This is a genomic window from Methylobacterium soli (genome assembly GCF_008806385.1).
Taxonomy (GTDB): domain Bacteria; phylum Pseudomonadota; class Alphaproteobacteria; order Rhizobiales; family Beijerinckiaceae; genus Methylobacterium; species Methylobacterium soli.
This window is the reverse complement of record NZ_VZZK01000008.1, coordinates 164,539-181,640: the sequence shown is the minus strand read 5'-3', so window position 1 is coordinate 181,640 and position 17,102 is coordinate 164,539. Positions and strand designations below refer to the sequence as shown.

14 protein-coding genes are annotated in these 17,102 nt (G+C 70.8%); 11 read left to right on the top strand and 3 right to left on the bottom strand.

Annotation, left to right across the window (positions count from 1 at the left end):
- Positions 1-4: 4 nt before the first annotated feature.
- From F6X53_RS10220 to F6X53_RS10180, 9 genes are all read left to right on the top strand, one after another.
- Positions 5-814 (top strand): biotin--[acetyl-CoA-carboxylase] ligase, encoded by an 810-nt coding sequence (locus F6X53_RS10220; RefSeq protein ID WP_150999908.1) that lies wholly within the window; start codon positions 5-7, stop codon positions 812-814.
- Positions 815-830: 16 nt separating this feature from the next.
- The gene (locus F6X53_RS10215; RefSeq protein ID WP_150999907.1) at positions 831-2,504 is read left to right on the top strand and encodes a ribonuclease J; all 1,674 of its coding nucleotides are present in this window, start codon (positions 831-833) and stop codon (positions 2,502-2,504) included.
- A 79-nt stretch (positions 2,505-2,583) separates the two neighbouring features.
- On the top strand, positions 2,584-2,988 hold the full coding sequence (gene mce / locus F6X53_RS10210) for a methylmalonyl-CoA epimerase (RefSeq protein ID WP_150999906.1): 405 nt from the start codon (positions 2,584-2,586) through the stop codon (positions 2,986-2,988).
- Between the two features lie 23 nt (positions 2,989-3,011).
- A complete protein-coding gene (locus F6X53_RS10205; protein ID WP_150999905.1) occupies positions 3,012-3,335 on the top strand; it encodes a DUF1467 family protein in 324 nt (107 codons plus the stop codon).
- A 97-nt stretch (positions 3,336-3,432) separates the two neighbouring features.
- Positions 3,433-4,758: a sugar MFS transporter gene (locus F6X53_RS10200; RefSeq protein WP_150999904.1), complete on the top strand. Its 1,326-nt coding sequence runs from the start codon at positions 3,433-3,435 to the stop codon at positions 4,756-4,758.
- A 441-nt stretch (positions 4,759-5,199) separates the two neighbouring features.
- On the top strand, positions 5,200-6,525 hold the full coding sequence (proS, locus tag F6X53_RS10195; RefSeq protein WP_150999903.1) for a proline--tRNA ligase: 1,326 nt from the start codon (positions 5,200-5,202) through the stop codon (positions 6,523-6,525).
- Positions 6,526-6,556: 31 nt separating this feature from the next.
- Positions 6,557-7,855 carry a lipoprotein-releasing ABC transporter permease subunit gene (locus F6X53_RS10190; protein WP_373875966.1) on the top strand — a complete coding sequence of 433 codons (1,299 nt, stop codon included), beginning with the start codon at positions 6,557-6,559 and terminating at the stop codon, positions 7,853-7,855.
- Positions 7,856-7,875: 20 nt separating this feature from the next.
- Positions 7,876-8,589 (top strand): ABC transporter ATP-binding protein, encoded by a 714-nt coding sequence (locus F6X53_RS10185; RefSeq protein WP_150999902.1) that lies wholly within the window; start codon positions 7,876-7,878, stop codon positions 8,587-8,589.
- A gap of 91 nt (positions 8,590-8,680) precedes the next feature.
- The gene (locus F6X53_RS10180) at positions 8,681-9,358 is read left to right on the top strand and encodes a DsbA family oxidoreductase (protein WP_244965551.1); all 678 of its coding nucleotides are present in this window, start codon (positions 8,681-8,683) and stop codon (positions 9,356-9,358) included.
- A gap of 160 nt (positions 9,359-9,518) precedes the next feature.
- On the opposite strand, the gene F6X53_RS10175 is transcribed toward F6X53_RS10180, so the two are convergent.
- On the bottom strand, positions 9,519-10,832 hold the full coding sequence (locus tag F6X53_RS10175; RefSeq protein ID WP_150999901.1) for a glycosyltransferase: 1,314 nt from the start codon (positions 10,830-10,832) through the stop codon (positions 9,519-9,521).
- Between the two features lie 671 nt (positions 10,833-11,503).
- On the opposite strand from F6X53_RS10175, the gene dnaE reads away from it, so the two are divergent.
- Positions 11,504-14,998 (top strand): DNA polymerase III subunit alpha, encoded by a 3,495-nt coding sequence (gene dnaE, locus F6X53_RS10170; protein ID WP_150999900.1) that lies wholly within the window; start codon positions 11,504-11,506, stop codon positions 14,996-14,998.
- Between the two features lie 22 nt (positions 14,999-15,020).
- On the opposite strand, the gene F6X53_RS10165 is transcribed toward dnaE, so the two are convergent.
- Both F6X53_RS10165 and F6X53_RS10160 read right to left on the bottom strand, forming a co-directional pair.
- Positions 15,021-15,749, bottom strand: a complete 729-nt coding sequence (locus tag F6X53_RS10165; RefSeq protein ID WP_150999899.1) for a gamma-glutamylcyclotransferase — start codon at positions 15,747-15,749, stop codon at positions 15,021-15,023.
- 53 nt (positions 15,750-15,802) lie between these two features.
- Positions 15,803-16,216 (bottom strand): hypothetical protein, encoded by a 414-nt coding sequence (locus F6X53_RS10160; protein ID WP_238295944.1) that lies wholly within the window; start codon positions 16,214-16,216, stop codon positions 15,803-15,805.
- A 110-nt stretch (positions 16,217-16,326) separates the two neighbouring features.
- Between F6X53_RS10160 and recO the strand changes: the two genes are divergently transcribed.
- Entirely contained in the window at positions 16,327-17,058 is a 732-nt protein-coding gene (gene recO / locus F6X53_RS10155) for a DNA repair protein RecO (RefSeq protein ID WP_150999898.1), read from the top strand.
- Positions 17,059-17,102: the final 44 nt, after the last annotated feature.

Here is a 17,102-nt window from a genome sequence, read left to right as displayed (position 1 = left end):
CGCATTGAACTACCGCCTCAGCGATGCGGCCCGGGCCGACGGGCACCGCCTGCACGTCCATGACAGTCTCGCCTCGACCAACACCGAGGCGATGGAGCGGGCGCGTGCCGGCGAGAGCGGTCCGCTCTGGATCGTGGCCAAAAGCCAGGAAGCGGGGCGGGGCCGGCGCGGCAATGCCTGGACGTCGCTCCCCGGCAATCTCGCGGCGAGCCTGCTCTGGCCGGTCGGCGGCATCGAGCCCGACCGCGTCGCGACCCTCGGCTTCGTGGCCGGCGTGGCGCTGGCGGGGGCCCTCGATCAGGCCTGCGGCACCGTGCCGGGCTTCGCGAACGGCCCGGACGCACGATCTTTCACCCTGAAATGGCCCAACGACGTGCTCGCCGGGAGCGCCAAGCTCGCCGGAATCCTGCTCGAGGCGGAGGTCCTGCCGGGCGGGCGCCGGGCCGTGGTGATCGGTTTCGGCGTCAACGTGGCGGCGGCCCCCGAGGGCCTCGCCTATCCGGCGACGTCGCTGGCGGCGCTCGGGATCGGGGTCGGGGCCGAGAAAGTCCTTGAATACCTGTCGATTCATGTCACCGAGACGGCGCGCATCTGGAATCGCGCACGGAATTTCGAAGGCATCCGCGCCCGCTGGCTGGCGCGGGCCTCGGGCCTGGGGTCGCGGGTCGCGGTCCGGTCCGGCGCGGAGACGCTGGAAGGCCTGTTCGAGACGATCGACGAGGGGGGGCGGCTCGTTATCCTCGCCCCGGATGGTACGCGCAGAACCGTGACGGCGGGCGAGGTGCATTTTGGGACGGCCGCGACGGCGGCATGACGTTGGATTGAACAGAATGACGATGGGCCAAGACGAGCTCGTCTTCCTGCCGCTCGGCGGGGTGGGCGAGATCGGCATGAACGCGGCGCTCTACGGCTTCGGCCCGGAGAAGCGCCGGAAATGGATCATGGTCGATTGCGGGATGGGTTTCGCGGGCGAGGAGGCGATGCCGGGCATCGACCTCATGTTCCCGGACCTGTCCTTCATCGAGGAGCGCAAGGCCGATCTGCTCGGCATCTTCATCACGCACGCGCACGAGGACCATATCGGGGCGATCAGCGAGCTGTGGCCGCGCCTGAAGGTGCCGGTCTACGCCACGCGCTTCGCCAAGAGCCTCCTGGAAACGCGCCGCCTCGGCGAGCCCGGCGCGCCGAAGGTGGAGCTGCGCGAGATCAAGCCCGGTCGCCGGGTCACGCTCGGGCCGTTCGAGATCGATTTCGTGCCGGTCTCGCACTCGATCCCCGAATCGAACGCGGTGGCGATCCGCACCGCCCACGGGCTCGTGCTCCACACCGGCGACTGGAAGCTCGACGCGACCCCGATCCTCGGCGACGTCACCGAGGAATCGGCCTTCCGGGCGCTCGGCGACGAGGGCATCCTGGCGATGGTCTGCGATTCCACCAACGTCGTGCGCGAGGGGCGCTCCCCGAGCGAGGCCGAGGTCGCCGCCACCCTGAGCCGCCTCATCGCCGAGGCGCCGCACCGGGTCGCGGTGACGACCTTCGCGTCGAACGTCGCCCGCATCCGCGCGGTGGCAGAGGCCGCCAAGGCCTGCGGGCGCGAGGTCATCGCGGTGGGCCGGGCCATGGACCGGGTGATCGACGTCGCCCGCGAATGCGGCTTCCTCGACGGCCTGCCCGATTTCCGCTCCGCCGACAGCTACGGCTACCTGCCGCGCGAGAAGGTCGTGACGCTGCTCACCGGCTCGCAGGGCGAGCCGCGGGCGGCGCTGGCTCGGGTCTCCCGCAAGGACCACCCGGACGTCACCCTGGCGTCGGGCGACCGGGTGATCTTCTCCTCCCGGGCGATTCCCGGCAACGAGCGGGAAGTCGGCTCCATCATCAACGACCTGATCAACCAGGGCGTCGAGGTGGTCACGGACCGGACCGAGCTCGTCCACGTCTCCGGCCACCCGCGCCGCGACGAGATGGCCGAGATGTATGCCTGGACCCGGCCGCAGACGGCGATCCCGGTCCATGGCGAGGCCCTCCACCTCGACGAGCACGCGCGCTTCGCCCGGGCGCAGGGCGTCCAGAACGTCGTCAAGGCCCGCAACGGCAGCCTGATCCGGCTGGCGCCCGGCAAGGCCGAGGTGGTCGATCACGTCAAGGCCGGGCGCCTCTACAAGGACGGCAACGTCCTGATCGACGACCGCGACCGGGCGATCCCCGAGCGGCGCAAGCTCGCCCAGGCCGGCCTCGTCTCGGTCGCCATCGCCATCGACGAGACCGGCGAGGTCCTGGGCGAGCCCGCCATCGACATCATCGGCCTGCCCAATCGCGGGCGCGGCGGCCAGCCGCTCCTCGACACGGTGGTGGAGACCGTCGGCCGCACCCTCTCGGGCCTCTCGAAGGGCAAGCGCCGGGATTCGGAGGCTGTCGAGAAGGCGGTCGACCGCGCCGTCCGCTCGGCCGTCAACGAGACCTGGGGCAAGAAGCCCGCCTGCCACGTGCAGGTGGTCGAGGTGTGATAGGAGCTGCGGCACGCGTCTCCGGATGATCGGACAGGCGCGTGCCGCGGCAGGAACGCGAAGGACAGGGAGCGAGACAATGATCGGCCGGCTCAACCACGTGGCCATCGCGGTGCGCGATCTCGAAGCGGCCTGCGCCGTCTACCGGGACACGCTGGGGGCGAAGATCTCCGAGCCCCTGCCGCAGCCCGAGCACGGCGTCACGGTCGTGTTCGTGGAATTGCCCAACAGCAAGGTCGAGCTGATGGCGCCGCTGGGCGAGAACTCGCCGATCGCGAGCTTCGTCGAGCGCAATCCCGGCGGCGGCGTCCACCACGTCTGCTACGAGGTCGACGACATCCTGGCCGCCCGCGACACGCTCAAGGCGCAGGGCGCCCGGGTGCTCGGCACCGGCGAGCCCCGCATCGGTGCCCACGGCAAGCCGGTCCTGTTCCTGCACCCGAAGGACTTCCTCGGCACCCTGACCGAGCTGGAGCAGGTCTGACCGGCCTCGTGGGAGATCATCCGATGCACGCGCTCGCCCGCACCACCCCGCGCACGCTCGCGACCGTGGTCGCGCTGGCCGCCGCCTTCATCGCGGTGGCGGTGGGCCTGTTCAAGCTCACGGTGGGGGGCGCCATCGCCCTCTACTTCGTCCTGTGGTGGACGCTGCTTTTCGCGATCCTGCCGCTGCGCAACCAGCCCGAGACGCGGGCCGAGCGCATCGTGCCCGGGCAGGATCTCGGGGCGCCCGCCCTGCCGCGCATGCGCGAGAAGGCGGTCTGGACCACCCTCTTCGCCGGGGCGGCTCTGCTCGCCGCCCTCGCGGTGTTTCCGCTCGCGGGTTTGTAAACGGCCCCGCAATTGACAGGGGGGAGCCCCCTCCGACAAAAGTCCGCAAGGCCGCGCGGCTCCTTGAGCCGACGGGCCGCTGACAGGGGAGGGGCCGATGCTGCCACCGGCGCGCGCGGCGGACGAGGGCGCTGGCGGCGAGGCGACGGACGGGCGGCGCCGCTTGCTCCTGCCCATCATGCTGGCCCTGTTCTTCACCTGGGGGCTCGCCACCGTCCTGGTCGACATCATCACGCCGAAGCTCAAGGGCCTGTTCGCCCTGAGCTACGCCGAGGCGACGCTGACGCAGTTCTGCTTCTTCCTCGCCTACGCCATCGTGTCCTTGCCGGCGGGTTTGCTGGTCGCCCGCATCGGCTATATCCGCGGCCTCGTCCTCGGGCTCGCCGTGATGGCGTTGGGCGGCCTGATGTTCACGCCGGCCGCGCGGATCGGCCTCTACCCCCTCTTCCTGCTGGCGCTCTTCGTGATGGCGTCGGGCATCGCGGTGCTGCAGGTGGCGGCCAATCCCCTGGTGACGCGGCTCGGCCCCGCCGCGCAGGCGCCGAGCCGGCTGACGCTGGCCCAGACCTTCAACGCGCTCGGCACCACGGTCGGCCCGGCCATCGGCGCCTGGGCGATCCTCTCGCGCGGGACCCAGACCCCGCTCGACCCCGCCACCCTCTCGCCGGCGGCGCTGGCGGCGGCCCGTCAGGCCGAGGCCGCGGTGCTGCAGACGCCGTTCCTCGTCATCGCCGGGGTCCTGATCGGGCTCGCGATCCTGTTCTGGTGCCTGCGCTCCTGGCTGCGCGAGGATGCGCGGGCGCGGCCGGCGCTGGGGCTCGGCCTCGATCTGCTGCGCCGGCCGCGCCTCGCCCTCGGGGCGCTGGCGATCTTCCTCTATGTCGGCGCGGAGGTCGCCATCGGCACCCTGATGGTGAGCTATCTCGAGCAGCCCCGCGTCCTCGGGGCCGATCCGGCCAGTGCCGGGCACCTGCTCAGCGTCTATTGGGGTGGCGCCCTGGTCGGCCGCGTCGTCGGCAGCGTCGTCTTGCGCTACGTCCGGGCCGGGGCGGCGCTCGCGGCCTGCGCGCTGGCGGCGGGGCTCCTCGCCACGGTCTCGGGTCTCTCCGACGGCCCGTTCGCGGCCTGGACCCTGCTGGCGGTCGGGCTCGCCAACGCCATCATGTTCCCGACGATCTTCGCGATGGCGATCGAGGGGCTCGGCGAGCGCACGGCGCAGGGGGCCGGCATTGTCTGCGTCGCTATCGTGGGCGGCGCGGTGGTGCCGGTCGCCACCGGGCTCCTGGCCGACCATGTCGGCCTGAGCGCGGCGCTCGGCGCCCCGGTTCTCTGCTACCTCTGCATCGCCGTCTACGCGCTCGCCAACCTGCGCGAGGGCGCGGCCGGCCCGGAGGCCGAGTCCACCCGGGCGATGGCGGCTTGAGTGCGCCGGCACCGGCCCGGCGGCGTGGGGGCCTCCAAAAACAAAAAAGCAAGGCGCGGTGCCTTGCTTTTCAAGCGAGTAGAAATCTGGCTCAGCCTTGAATTATCCGACGCATTGACTGCGTGGCGGCTGGATGTTCCTCCCAAGACCCGGACCGTGCGTCGCCTCTTGCGGGCGGTGCAACCATCACGGGCTCGCTTATAGGAATAAGAATTCGTGTTGTCACCCGCCTCGTGGCAGAAATTTGCGTTTTTCTGCCGGGAAAGCGTCAAGCTTCCCTGATTTTCCCGAACCACTGGGCCAGAATGGCTCGTTCGGCCGCCGAAATGGCCACGCGGCACCGCGTCGGCGCCGCGGTGCTTGTGTTTTCCCGAAGCAATGTGTTGTGTGCCCGGGCGCGGCTGTCCGCATTCCGCCGCCCCCGACATGCCAAGGCCTCCCATGCGTCTCTCCCGCTACTTTCTACCCACTCTGCGCGAGACGCCCAAGGAAGCCGAGATCGTCTCGCACCGCCTGATGCTGCGGGCGGGCCTGGTCCGCCAGGAATCCGCCGGCATCTACGCGTGGCTGCCGCTGGGCCTGCGCGTCCTCAACCGGGTCTGCGCCGTGATCCGCGAGGAGCAGGACCGCTCCGGCGCCATCGAGCTCCTGATGCCGACCGTGCAATCGGCCGAGCTCTGGCGGGAATCGGGCCGCTACGAGGCCTACGGCAAGGAGATGCTCCGCATCACCGACCGGCACGAGCGCGAGATGCTCTACGGCCCCACCGCCGAAGAGGTGATCACCGAGATCTTCCGCGGCAGCGTGCGCTCCTACAAGGATCTGCCGAAGAACCTCTACCAGATCTCGTGGAAGTTCCGGGACGAGGTGCGCCCGCGCTTCGGCACCATGCGCTCGCGCGAGTTCCTGATGAAGGACGCCTATTCCTTCGATTTCGACCAGGCCGGCGCCCGCCACGCCTATAACCGGATGTTCGTGGCCTATCTGCGCACCTTCGCGGGGCTCGGCCTCAACGCGATCCCGATGCGGGCCGATACGGGCCCGATCGGCGGCGACCTCAGCCACGAATTCATCATCCTGGCCAAGACCGGCGAGAGCGAGGTCTATTGCGACCGCGCCTACCTGGATTTCGAGATCCCGCCCGCCTCGACCGATTTCGACGATGTCGCGGGGCTGCAGGGCACCGTCGACGCCTGGACCTCGCACTACGCCGCGACGAGCGAGATGCACGAGCCCGAGGCCTTCGCGGAGGTGCCTGAGGCGAGCCGCCTCTCGGCCCGCGGCATCGAGGTCGGCCACATCTTCTATTTCGGCACCAAGTATTCCGAGCCGATGGGCGCCAGGGTGGCGGGGCCGGACGGGATCGAGCGGCCCGTCCATATGGGCTCCTACGGCATCGGCCCGAGCCGGCTCGTCGCCGCGATCATCGAGGCGAGCCACGACGAGGCCGGCATCATCTGGCCGGAGGCGGTGGCGCCCTTCGACGTGGCGCTGATCAACCTCAAGACCGGCGATGGCGCGACCGACGCCGCCTGCGCGGAGATCCAGGCCCAGCTCGAGGCCGGCGGCCTCACGGTGCTCTACGACGACCGCGACGAGCGCCCGGGCGCCAAGTTCGCCACCGCCGACCTGATCGGCCTGCCCTGGCAGGTCATCGTCGGGCCCAAGAGCCTCGCGGAGGGCAAGGTCGAGCTGAAGCGCCGGGCGGGCGGCGAGCGCGAGACCCTGTCGCCGGTCGACCTGCTCTCGCGCATCAAGCGCGTCTGAGGCGGCGATGGCGGGCGGTGGGACAGCGGCCTTGGCAACGGCCCTGGGGGCACGCCTGAAGGGGCTCGGCGCAGGCTTCCGGGCCGGGGCGACGCCGCCCTTCGCGTCCTTCGAGTGGATCCTGGCCGGGCGCTACCTGCGCGCCCGGCGCCGGGGCGGCGGCGTCTCGGTGGTGGCCTTCTTCTCCGTGCTCGGCATCGCGCTCGGGGTCGCCACGCTCATCATCGTCCTGTCGGTGATGAACGGCTTCCGCACCGAGCTCCTGTCGAAGATCGTGGGCATCAACGGCCACGTCTTCGTCACCCCCATCGACAAGCTGTTCACCGACTACACCGACCTCTCCGACCGGCTCTCGAAGGTCGCGGGGGTGCGCGCCGCGATTCCCCTCGTGGAGGGGCAGGCCTTCGCCTCCTCGCCCTATGGCGGCAGCGGCGTCCTCGTCCGGGGCGTCCGGGGCGAGGACCTCGACAAGATCGGGGCGATCGCCAAGAACATCCGCGGCGGCACGCTGGAGGGCTTCGACGAGGGCTCCGGCGTCGCCATCGGCCGGCGGCTCGCCGAATCCCTCGGGTTGCAGGCGGGCGACCAGATCACGCTCTCGACCCCGAAGGGCGCCACCACCCCGTTCGGCACGGCGCCCCGCACCAAGGCCTACGCGGTCAAGGCGGTGTTCGAGATCGGCATGACCGAGTTCGACTCGACCTTTGTGTTCATGCCGCTCGCCGAGTCGCAGGCCTTCTTCAACCGCGAGGGCGATGTCAGCCTGATCGAGATCTACCTCGACAATGCCGACGGCGTGGCCGACATGCGCGAGCCCCTGGAGATGGCGGCCGAGCGCCCGGTGCTGCTGACCGATTGGCGCCAGCGCAACCGGACCTTCTTCGGCGCGCTCGAGGTCGAGCGCAACGTGATGTTCCTGATCCTCAGCCTCATCGTCGTGGTGGCGACGCTCAACATCATCTCGGGCCTGATCCTCCTCGTGCGCGACAAGTCGAGCGACATCGCGATCCTGCGCACCATGGGGGCGACGCCCGGCACGGTGATGCGGGTGTTCCTGATCAACGGGGCGCTGATCGGCCTCGTCGGGACCCTCGGGGGCCTCGGGCTCGGCATCCTCATCACCCTCAACATCAAGCCGATTCAGCGGGTGCTCTTCCCGGGCGCCTGGGACCCGACCGTGCGCTTCCTCGCCGAGATCCCGGCCGAGATGAACGCCACCGAGATCACCGTGGTGGTGGTGACGGCGTTCCTGCTCTCGCTCGCGGCGACGCTCTATCCCTCCTGGCGCGCCGCCCGGCTCGATCCGGTGCAGGCTTTGCGGTACGGCTGAGCCGGAAGGGATCGTCGCCGATGAGTACCACGCCCGAACCCGCCGGCGCACAGCCGGTGCCGGCGCTGTTCTTCGCCCGGGTGGAGCGGCGCTACAAGCAGGCCGAGGGCGCCCTCGAGATCCTGCGCGGCGCCGACCTGGCGATCTGGCCCGGCGAGCTGGTGGCCCTCGTGGCCCCGTCGGGTGCCGGCAAGTCGACGCTCCTGCACATCGCCGGCCTGCTGGAGCGGCCGGACGGGGGCGAGGTATATATCGGCGGCCAGCCCACCGCGGCGATGAGCGACGCCGAGCGCACGCGCCTGCGCCGCGAGGAGATGGGCTTCGTCTACCAGTTCCACCACCTGCTGCCCGAGTTCTCGGCGCAGGAGAACGTGGTGATGCCCCAGCTCATCCGCGGGCTCTCGCGCAAGGAGGCGCGGAGCCGCGCCGCCGAGCTTCTGAGCTTCCTCGGCCTCAAGGACCGGCTGGTGCACCGGCCGGCGGAGCTGTCGGGCGGCGAGCAGCAGCGCGTCGCCATCGCGCGGGCGGTCGCCAACGGGCCGCGCCTGCTGCTGGCCGACGAGCCCACCGGCAATCTCGACCCGCACACGGCCGGCCACGTCTTCTCGATCCTGATGTCGCTGGTGCGCGCCTCGGGCCTCGCGGCCCTGATCGCCACGCACAATCTCGATCTCGCCGCCCGGATGGACCGCCGGGTGACGATCCGCGACGGGATGATCGAGCAACTGGCCTGAGGCGCGGGTCCCCGCGCCCTCCCGCCACCGATTGCCACCATCAAGCCGAGTGAGCTGGCCGCCTGAGGTCCGCGTTGAGTCGGGTGCCGGCATGTTCGGCGCCGCCCATGGCCTGCGCCGGACGAGGGAATTGAGGGATATGAGCCAGGAATCCAGCACAGCCGCAGGAGACGTCTCGCGGGTGCGTCTTCGCGTCTGGATCGATTTCGTCTGCCCGTACTGCCTCTTGGGGAAGGAGGTCATTCGCGCCGCGATCGAGGGGCTCGCGGTGGACATTGTTTGGATGCCGTTCGAGTTGCGCCCCTATCCGACGCCGACCTTGCGGCCGGAGGACGATTATCTCCCCGCCGCCTGGAAGCAGGGCGTCTACCCGACCGCCGAGCGGATGGGCATCGCGATCCGCCTGCCGAGCGTCTCGCCGCAGCCCTACACGCGCAAAGCCTTCCTGGGGCTTCAATATGCGGTCGAGCACGGCCAGGGTGAGGCCTATGTCGATGCGGTTCTGCGCGCCTTCTTCCAGCAGGATCGGGATATCGGCGACACCGCTCTCCTCAAGGCAATCATTCGGGAGCTTGGCCTGGATCCGCAGGGGCTCGATGCGGTGCTGGCCTCGCCGCAGTACGCAGAGCGCCACGACGCGGCTTTGCGGCTCGCAAGAGAGGTCGGCATCCGTGCGGTCCCCTCGGTTGCGGTCGGCGACCGGCTGTTCTCGGGCACGCCGCAGCCTGACGCCTTGCGCGCCGAGATCTTGCGCCAGACCGCGTCGTGAGCGCCTGCCCGCTCGGGCGCTTCGCTGGCGCGAAGGCTTGAGACGAGACGCAGGTTGACCTCTCCGCTGCCCGTCAGGCCCGGTTCCGGCATTGGGCGGGAGTGACGGTCGGAGCCGGACACGTTCCTTGGGGTGGGTCTCAAGCGTCGGAGCGCGGCCATCAGCGTGCCGGCGTGGGCACCGGTGCCGGCGCGGGCGTCGGTGCCGGGGCGGGCGCCGGCTCGCTGGCCTCCGCCGCCATCCGCTCGATCGCCGCGCAGGCCCCCGCGATCCCGTCCTCGGCCTGCATCCGGGCCTTCGCCTCCGCGAGCGCCCGCGCCACGCTTGGCGAGGCGAGGAGCCGGCGCAGGTGCCGCTCCGCCCGGGCCGGCGTGAAGCCGCGCTGGCTCAGCGTGGTGCCGAGCCCGAGGCGGCGCACCCTGGCGGCCTCGTCGAAATGGTCGAAGGCCACGGGCACGATCAGCTGCGGCACGCCGGCCGCTAGCGCCTGCGCCACCGTGCCGACGCCGCCGTGATGGATCAGCGCGGCCGCCCGCGGCAGCAGCCGGCTCAAGGGGGCGTAGGGGAGATGGATGATCCCGGGGGGCAGTCCGTCCGGCACCTGGTCCGCCTGCGGGGCCAGGAGCACGCCGCGCCGCCCCATGCGGCGGCACAGGGCGATCGCGGTCTCGAAGAAGCCGCGCGCCTGCCGCATGGCCGAGCCGTAGGTGAAGACGAGGGGCGGCGCGCCCGCGTCGAGGAAGGCCGTCAGCGCCGGATCGAGGCTGGCGGTGTCGCCGAAGCGGTCGACCAGTGGAAAGCCGACCTGCACCGCCTGTTCCGGCCAGTCGGCCTGCGGCGGCGTGAACCAGTCGGGAAACATCAGGATCAGGCGCGGCGCGAGGTTCCACCAATGGCGCAGGCGTCGCACCGGCCGCAGGCCGAGCCCGTCCCGGAAGGCGTTGAGGCCGGGGAGCGCCGCCGGGCCGATCACGTATTTGTCCGCCCCGAGCCCGACCCAGTGCCGGAACCGCGGGGGCAGGAAGCGCGGCAGCGGCAGGCCCGGCAGCGCCGGGGGATCGATCCGGCTCTCCATGAAGAAGGGCATGACGTGCACGGTCGCGAGCGGCAGGCCGAGGCGTTCCTGCGCCACCCGCGCCCCGAGGCTCAGGGTCGAGGCGACCACGATTCCGGCGCCCGGCTTCCAGCCGGCCTCGAGCCAGCGATAGGTCGGCTCCGTCAGGGACGAGACATAGGTGAAGAGCGGCGCGACCCCGCGCCAGGGGCGCCAGAGATCGGGCTCGGCGGTGAAGCGCTCGTAATCCGCCGCGCTGCCGAGCCCGTGGAAGCGGATCCCGGCGCGCTCGGCGAGCGGCCCGAAGGGCGCCGGCGCCGCGAGGGCGACCGCGTGTCCCCGGGCCCGCAGGGCGCTGGCCAGGGCGAGGATCGGCAGCACGTCGCCGTGGGTACCGATCGCGACAAGATGCACCTGCATCACGGGTTTTCTATCGCTGCGGAGGCCGCGCACCCGCCCCGGTGCGCAGCCGTTCCTGGCGGACCGGAACGGGGCCAGCCCGTCCGCCCAAGCCTGAGGGCCCCCCCTGTATCGGCATGGTCGAGATGTCGGTGTCGCGATGCGAACGGACGAGGTCTGCCCGACGCGCAGGGTCCAGCGGGTGCGCCGGAACACCGGTCGCGTCCCCGCGCGGGGACGCGACGCTAACGTAGGGTTGTCGCCGCGTTTCGCCCCGATCCGTTCACGATTACATAACCATAAGACGCATCGGTCCGGTATCCCCGCTTTACATAGAACAAAACAGGAACAAAACTTGGGGCCTCAACAGATGGAGATGCCCATGTTCAAGCGGATGATCCTCACCGGCGCGGTCGAGTTCACGGCGTTCGGGCTCCTCTCGGGGGCTGTGGCGCTCTGGGCGGTAGCCTTGGCGCCGATCCATTAACGGCATTCTGCAAAGAGCGCATTCGGCTCCGGGTTCCCGGGCCCGCCCACAGGAAACCGCGGCCTCGCGCCGGATATCGGCCGGAACCCGCAACCTGTGATGCCGCCAGGGCACATGGCGGTGGACATCGATGCCGGCGCCCCGCTTTCCGGGTGACTCCGGACCCGCTTGCCCGGATCCTGTCCGACCAACATCAAGGTCGGTCATGGGTCGTCAGCTCAAGGAGGTCGGATTCGTCCACCTCCACGTTCACTCGTCCTACTCGCTGCTCGAAGGCGCCCTGAAGGTCGGTGACATCGTGAAGGCCGCGGCTGCCGACCGGCAGCCCGCCTTGGCGCTCACCGACACCAACAACCTGTTCGGCGCCCTCGAATTCTCCGAGAAGGCCGCGGGCTCCGGCATTCAGCCGATCGCCGGGTTGCAATTGTCGGTGGCCTTCGAGGCGGCCGACCCGCTGGCGCGCGGACAGGTCCCGAGCGCCAACGTCGTGGTGCTGGCCCAGGACGAGGTCGGCTACGGCAACCTGTTGCGGCTGGCGAGCCGGGCCTATTTCGACGGGGCGCTCGGCGAGGCGCCCCGCGTCGCCGCCGCGGCGCTGGCGGACTCGGCCGCCGGCCTGATCGCGCTCACCGGCGGCTCGACCGGGCCCCTCGACGCGGCCCTGCGGCAGGGGCGGCCGGAACTCGCCGCCGCCCGGCTCGATCAGCTCAGGCAGGCCTTCGGCGAGGACCACCTCTATGTCGAGATCCTGCGCCACGGCCTCGACGACCAGAATCTCGTGGAGCGCGAGCTGCTGCGGCTTGCCGACCGCTGCGGCCTGCCGATCGTCGCCACGAACGAGCCCTTCTTCGCCAAGCCCGACGATTTCGACGCTCACGACGCCCTGCTGGCCATCGCGGATGGCCGGCTCGTCTCGGACGAGCGCCGCCGCCGGCTGACCCCGCGCCACGCCTTCAAGACCCGCGCCGAGATGGGCGAGCTGTTCCGCGACCTGCCGGAGGCGCTGGCCGCCACCGTCGAGATCGCCCTGCGCTGCGCCTACCGGGTCCGGACCCGCAAGCCGATCCTGCCGAATTTCGGCAGCGTCGCGGCCGCCGATCTCCAGGGCAGCGTGCCGGGCGCGAGCGGCGCGCCCGCCCTCGACGAGCCGGCCGAACTCCGGCGCCAGGCCGAGGCCGGGCTCGAATTGCGGCTCGCCCAGCACGGGACGGCGCCGGGCATGTCCGAGCAGGTCTACCGCGACCGCCTCGCCTTCGAGCTCGACGTCATCGTCAAGATGAAGTTCCCGGGCTACTTCCTGATCGTCTCGGACTTCATCAAATGGGCCAAGGACCACGACATTCCGGTCGGGCCCGGGCGCGGCTCGGGCGCGGGCTCGCTGGTGGCGTGGTCGCTCCTCATCACCGACCTCGACCCGCTCCGCTTCGGCCTGCTGTTCGAGCGCTTCCTCAACCCTGAGCGCGTCTCGATGCCGGATTTCGACATCGATTTCTGCGTCGAGGGCCGCGAGCGCGTGATCCAGTACGTGCAGGAGCGCTACGGGCACGCCCAGGTCGCGCAGATCATCACCTTCGGCACGCTGCTCGCCCGCGGCGTGCTGCGCGACGTCGGCCGGGTGCTGGAGATGCCCTACGGCCAGGTCGACAAGCTCACCAAGCTGGTGCCGCAGAACCCGGCCAACCCCGTGACGCTCGCCCAGGCCATCGAGGGCGAGCCCAAGCTCCAGAGCGCCATCGAGGAGGAGCCGATCGTCGCGCGCCTCGTCAACATCGCCCAGAAGCTCGAGGGCCTGCACCGGCATGCCTCGACCCACGCGGCGGGCGTCGTCATCGGCGACCGGCCGCTGGAGCAGCTCGTTCCCCTCTACCGCGACCCCAAGACCGGGATGCGGGTGACCCAGTTCAACATGAAGTGGGTCGAGGCCGCCGGCCTCGTGAAGTTCGACTTCCTCGGCCTCAAGACGCTGACGATGCTGCGCTGCTGCACCGACCTCCTGAAGCAGCGCGGCGTCGAGGTCGACCTCGCGAGCCTGCCGCTGGACGATCCCAAGACCTACGAGCCGATGAAGCGCGGCGAGACCGTCGGGGTGTTCCAGGTGGAATCGGCCGGCATGCGCAAGGCGCTGTGCGAGATGCAGGCCGACCGCTTCGAGGACATCATCGCGCTGGTCGCCCTCTACCGGCCGGGCCCGATGGCCAACATCCCGGTCTATTGCGAGCGCAAGCTCGGCCGCGACGCCGGCAACGAGGCCGCCTGGTACCCGCACCCGAAGCTGGAGCCGATCCTGAAGGAGACCTTCGGGATCATCGTCTACCAGGAGCAGGTGATGGAGATCGCCAAGCTCCTGGCCGGCTACTCGCTGGGCGAGGCCGACATGCTCCGGCGCGCCATGGGCAAGAAGATCCGCGCCGAGATGGATGCCCAGCGCGAGCGTTTCGTGAAGGGCTGCATCGCGGGTGGGCTGACGAAGCCGAAGGCCGACGAGATCTTCGACCTCCTGGCCAAGTTCGCCGATTACGGCTTCAACAAGAGCCACGCGGCGGCCTACGCGCTGCTGACCTACCAGACCGCCTACCTCAAGGCGAACCACCCGGTCGAGTTCCTGGCCGCCGCGATGAACCTCGACATCGACAACACCGACAAGCTCGCCGAATTCCGCCAGGACGCGCAGCGGCTGAAGATCGTCGTCGAGCCGCCCGCGATCAATGCGTCCGGCGTCACCTTCGAGGTCCATGACGGCCGCATCCGCTACGCGCTCGCGGCCATCAAGGGCGTCGGCCGTGCCGCCGTCGAGGCGATCGTGGAGGCGCGCGGCGACCGCCCCTTCAAGGATCTCGCCTGCCTGGCGCGTCGCCTCAACCCGCGCCACATCAACAAGCGGACCCTGGAGAACCTGATCGCGGCCGGCGCCCTCGACGGGATCGAGCCGGACCGGTCCCGCGCCTGCGCGGCGGTCGAGCCGATGATGAAGCTCGCGCAAGGCGCGGCGGAGGCCGAATCCACCGGCATCGTCGACATGTTCGGCGGCGTCGCCTCGGCGGACGTGTCCCTGCGCATCCCCGCCCACGACCCCTGGCCGATGGCCGACAAGCTCAAGCGCGAGTACGACGCGATCGGGTTCTTCCTCTCGGGCCATCCCCTCGACGAGTACCAGGATCTCCTCGGCAAGCTCAGGGTCCAGACCTGGGCCGAGTTCTGCCGCTCGGTCCGGGCCGGCACGTCGAGCGTCGGCAAGGTCGCGGCCTCCGTCCTCGACCGCTCCGAGCGCCGCACAAAGACCGGCAACAAGCTCGGCATCGTCACCCTGTCGGACCAGACCGGGCATTTCGAGGCGATCATCTTCTCGGAAGGGCTCGGGCATTACCGGGACATCCTCGAGCCGGGCAGGCCCCTGGTGCTGCAACTCCAGGCCAATCTCGAGGGCGAGGACGTGCGCGCCCGCATCCAGACCGCCGAGCCCCTCGACCAGGCGGTCGCCCGCTACCAGAAGGGCATGCGCATCTATCTCAGCGACGAGCGCCCGATCGGCTCGGTGCAGCAGCGCCTCGCGGTGCGGGGGGAGGGCGAGGTCTCCCTCATCCTCCTGCTGGACGGCGACCGCGAGGTCGAGGTCAAGCTGCCGGGCAAGTACCAGGCGACGCCCCAGATCGCCGGGGCGCTGCGCGCCGTGCCGGGGGTGGTGCAGGTCGAGGTGAACTGAGGGGCGCGCCGGAGCCTCGGGCTCAGCCCGGGCGCCGCTCCGCCACGGCGTCCGCGACCGGCCTGACGGCGCCGCATCCCCGCAGGCGCTCGGCCACCAGCGCCTGCAGCGCCACCAGGTGCCGGTCGCGGATGCCGAGCGCGGCGCAGGCCTCGGCCGTGCGCAGCAGGTACTCGGCGCTGGGGCCGAGATGGCCGCAGGCCGCCGCGATCTTCTCGGCGATCTCGGCCTCGGTGAGGCGGCCGGCATAGCGGTCGCCGAGGCGGTTGACCACGAAGGCGAGGGCGTGGACCGGGCCGGAGGCGGTGTCGACCGCCAGCCAGCGCGCCTCGTAGCCATTGCCCTTCATCTCCCGGCGCCAGACCGGCATCAGGGTCGCCACCGGGTCGTCGCCGTCGAGGCGGAAGGCCACGCCCTTGCAGACGCCGCCCCGATCGAGGGCGAGGACGAAGCCCGGGCGCTCCGGCGTGCCGCGGAAGCGGCGCTGCAACAGGCAGAAGCGGCGGTGGAAGCCCCGCACGGTGCCGAGGCGCTGCTCCCGGAAGGCGAATTCCGGCTTCCACATCAGGGAGCCGTAGGCGAAGACCCAGATCTCGCCGGCCGGGCCGGGCTTGTCGGCGATCGCGCCTTCGAGGCCGGGCAGCAGCTCCGCATCGCTCAGGAGGTGCAGGGCGGTGGCGTCGTCCGCGACGGGGTCGGGATGGGCGCGGGCGATCAGGTCGAGGGTGAGGGAGAGCGGTAAGGGCGCCATGCCCCCAGGGGAGCATCGCCAAGCCTCCCGCGCAACCCCGCCGGTCCGGGGGCTCAGGTGCGGCGGGCGGCGTAGGCCTCGAGCTCGGGGAAGGGCACCGCATGGTGGCCGCTGCAGACCTCATCGTCGTCCGTCACGACGCTGAGGCGTTCCGAGCCGATCTCCTCGCGGATCACCACCTTGGCGCGCTCGGCCTCGAACAGGGACCGGCCCCGCATCCGGCTCGTCACGCAGTAGAGCGTGCGTTCCCCGTCCTCGAACGGCCCGGCGATGCGGCTCTTCTCGAAGCGCACCGGGATCACCGAGACCGCGCCGAACTGCAGCTGCGTCAGGGCCAAAGCCGCGATCCGCTCCTTGAAGCCCTGCGGCGTCGGCGCCGTCGCGACGATCGGGGGCGGCCCGTTGCCGGCGCAGCCGCCGGCCAGGACCGCGAGCCCGAGGAACGGGGCGAGGCGAACGAGAATCACGGCGGCCCCTCCACAAGTGCCCGACGCTATCGTTGCGCCCGCAACAGGAAAAGCCCGCGGCTTCAGGGATTCGGCTCACAATTCCGCGTCCGAATCCTTATCTGTCACCCATGCAATGGAGCGACGACGCCCTCGTGCTCGGCCTGCGCAGGCACGGCGAGACGGGGGTCATCCTGGAGGCGATGACGGCGGCCCATGGCCGGCATCTCGGCCTCGTCCACGGCGGCCGCTCGCGCCGGATGCAGCCCGTGCTCCAGCCCGGCAACCGGGTTCGCGCCACGTGGCGGGCGCGGCTCGACGAGAGCCTCGGTTCCTACGCGGTCGAGCCCCTCGAATCGGTGGCCTCGCGGCTCATCGGATCGGGGCTCGCCCTCTACGGCATCACGCATCTGGCCGGCCTCCTGCGCCTCCTGCCCGAGCGCGACCCGCATCCGGGGCTCTACGAGGCGGCCCGGATCCTCGTGAACCATCTCGACGACGCGGCCATCGCCCCGGCCCTGATGGTCCGGTTCGAGCTGGCTTTGCTCGGCGAACTCGGATTCGGCCTCGACCTCGAGGCCTGCGCGGCCACGGGCGCCAACGACGCCCTGATCTACGTCTCGCCCCGGAGCGGGCGCGCGGTCAGCGCCTCGGCGGGCGAGCCCTACCGCGACCGGCTCCTGCCGCTGCCCGCCTTCCTGGCCGACCGGCGCGGCGCCAACCGGGTGCCGAGGCCGGAGGATGTTCGTCAGGGGTTTACCTTGACGGGGTATTTCCTGGCGCATCACTTCTGGGAGCCGCGCGGCCTCGCGGCTCCGGAGGAGCGGGCACGATTCGTCGCACTCGGGGTTCCCCCGGGGTGATCTGTTCGTGATATGTTCTATTTTTGGGTCACCTGATCGGAGCT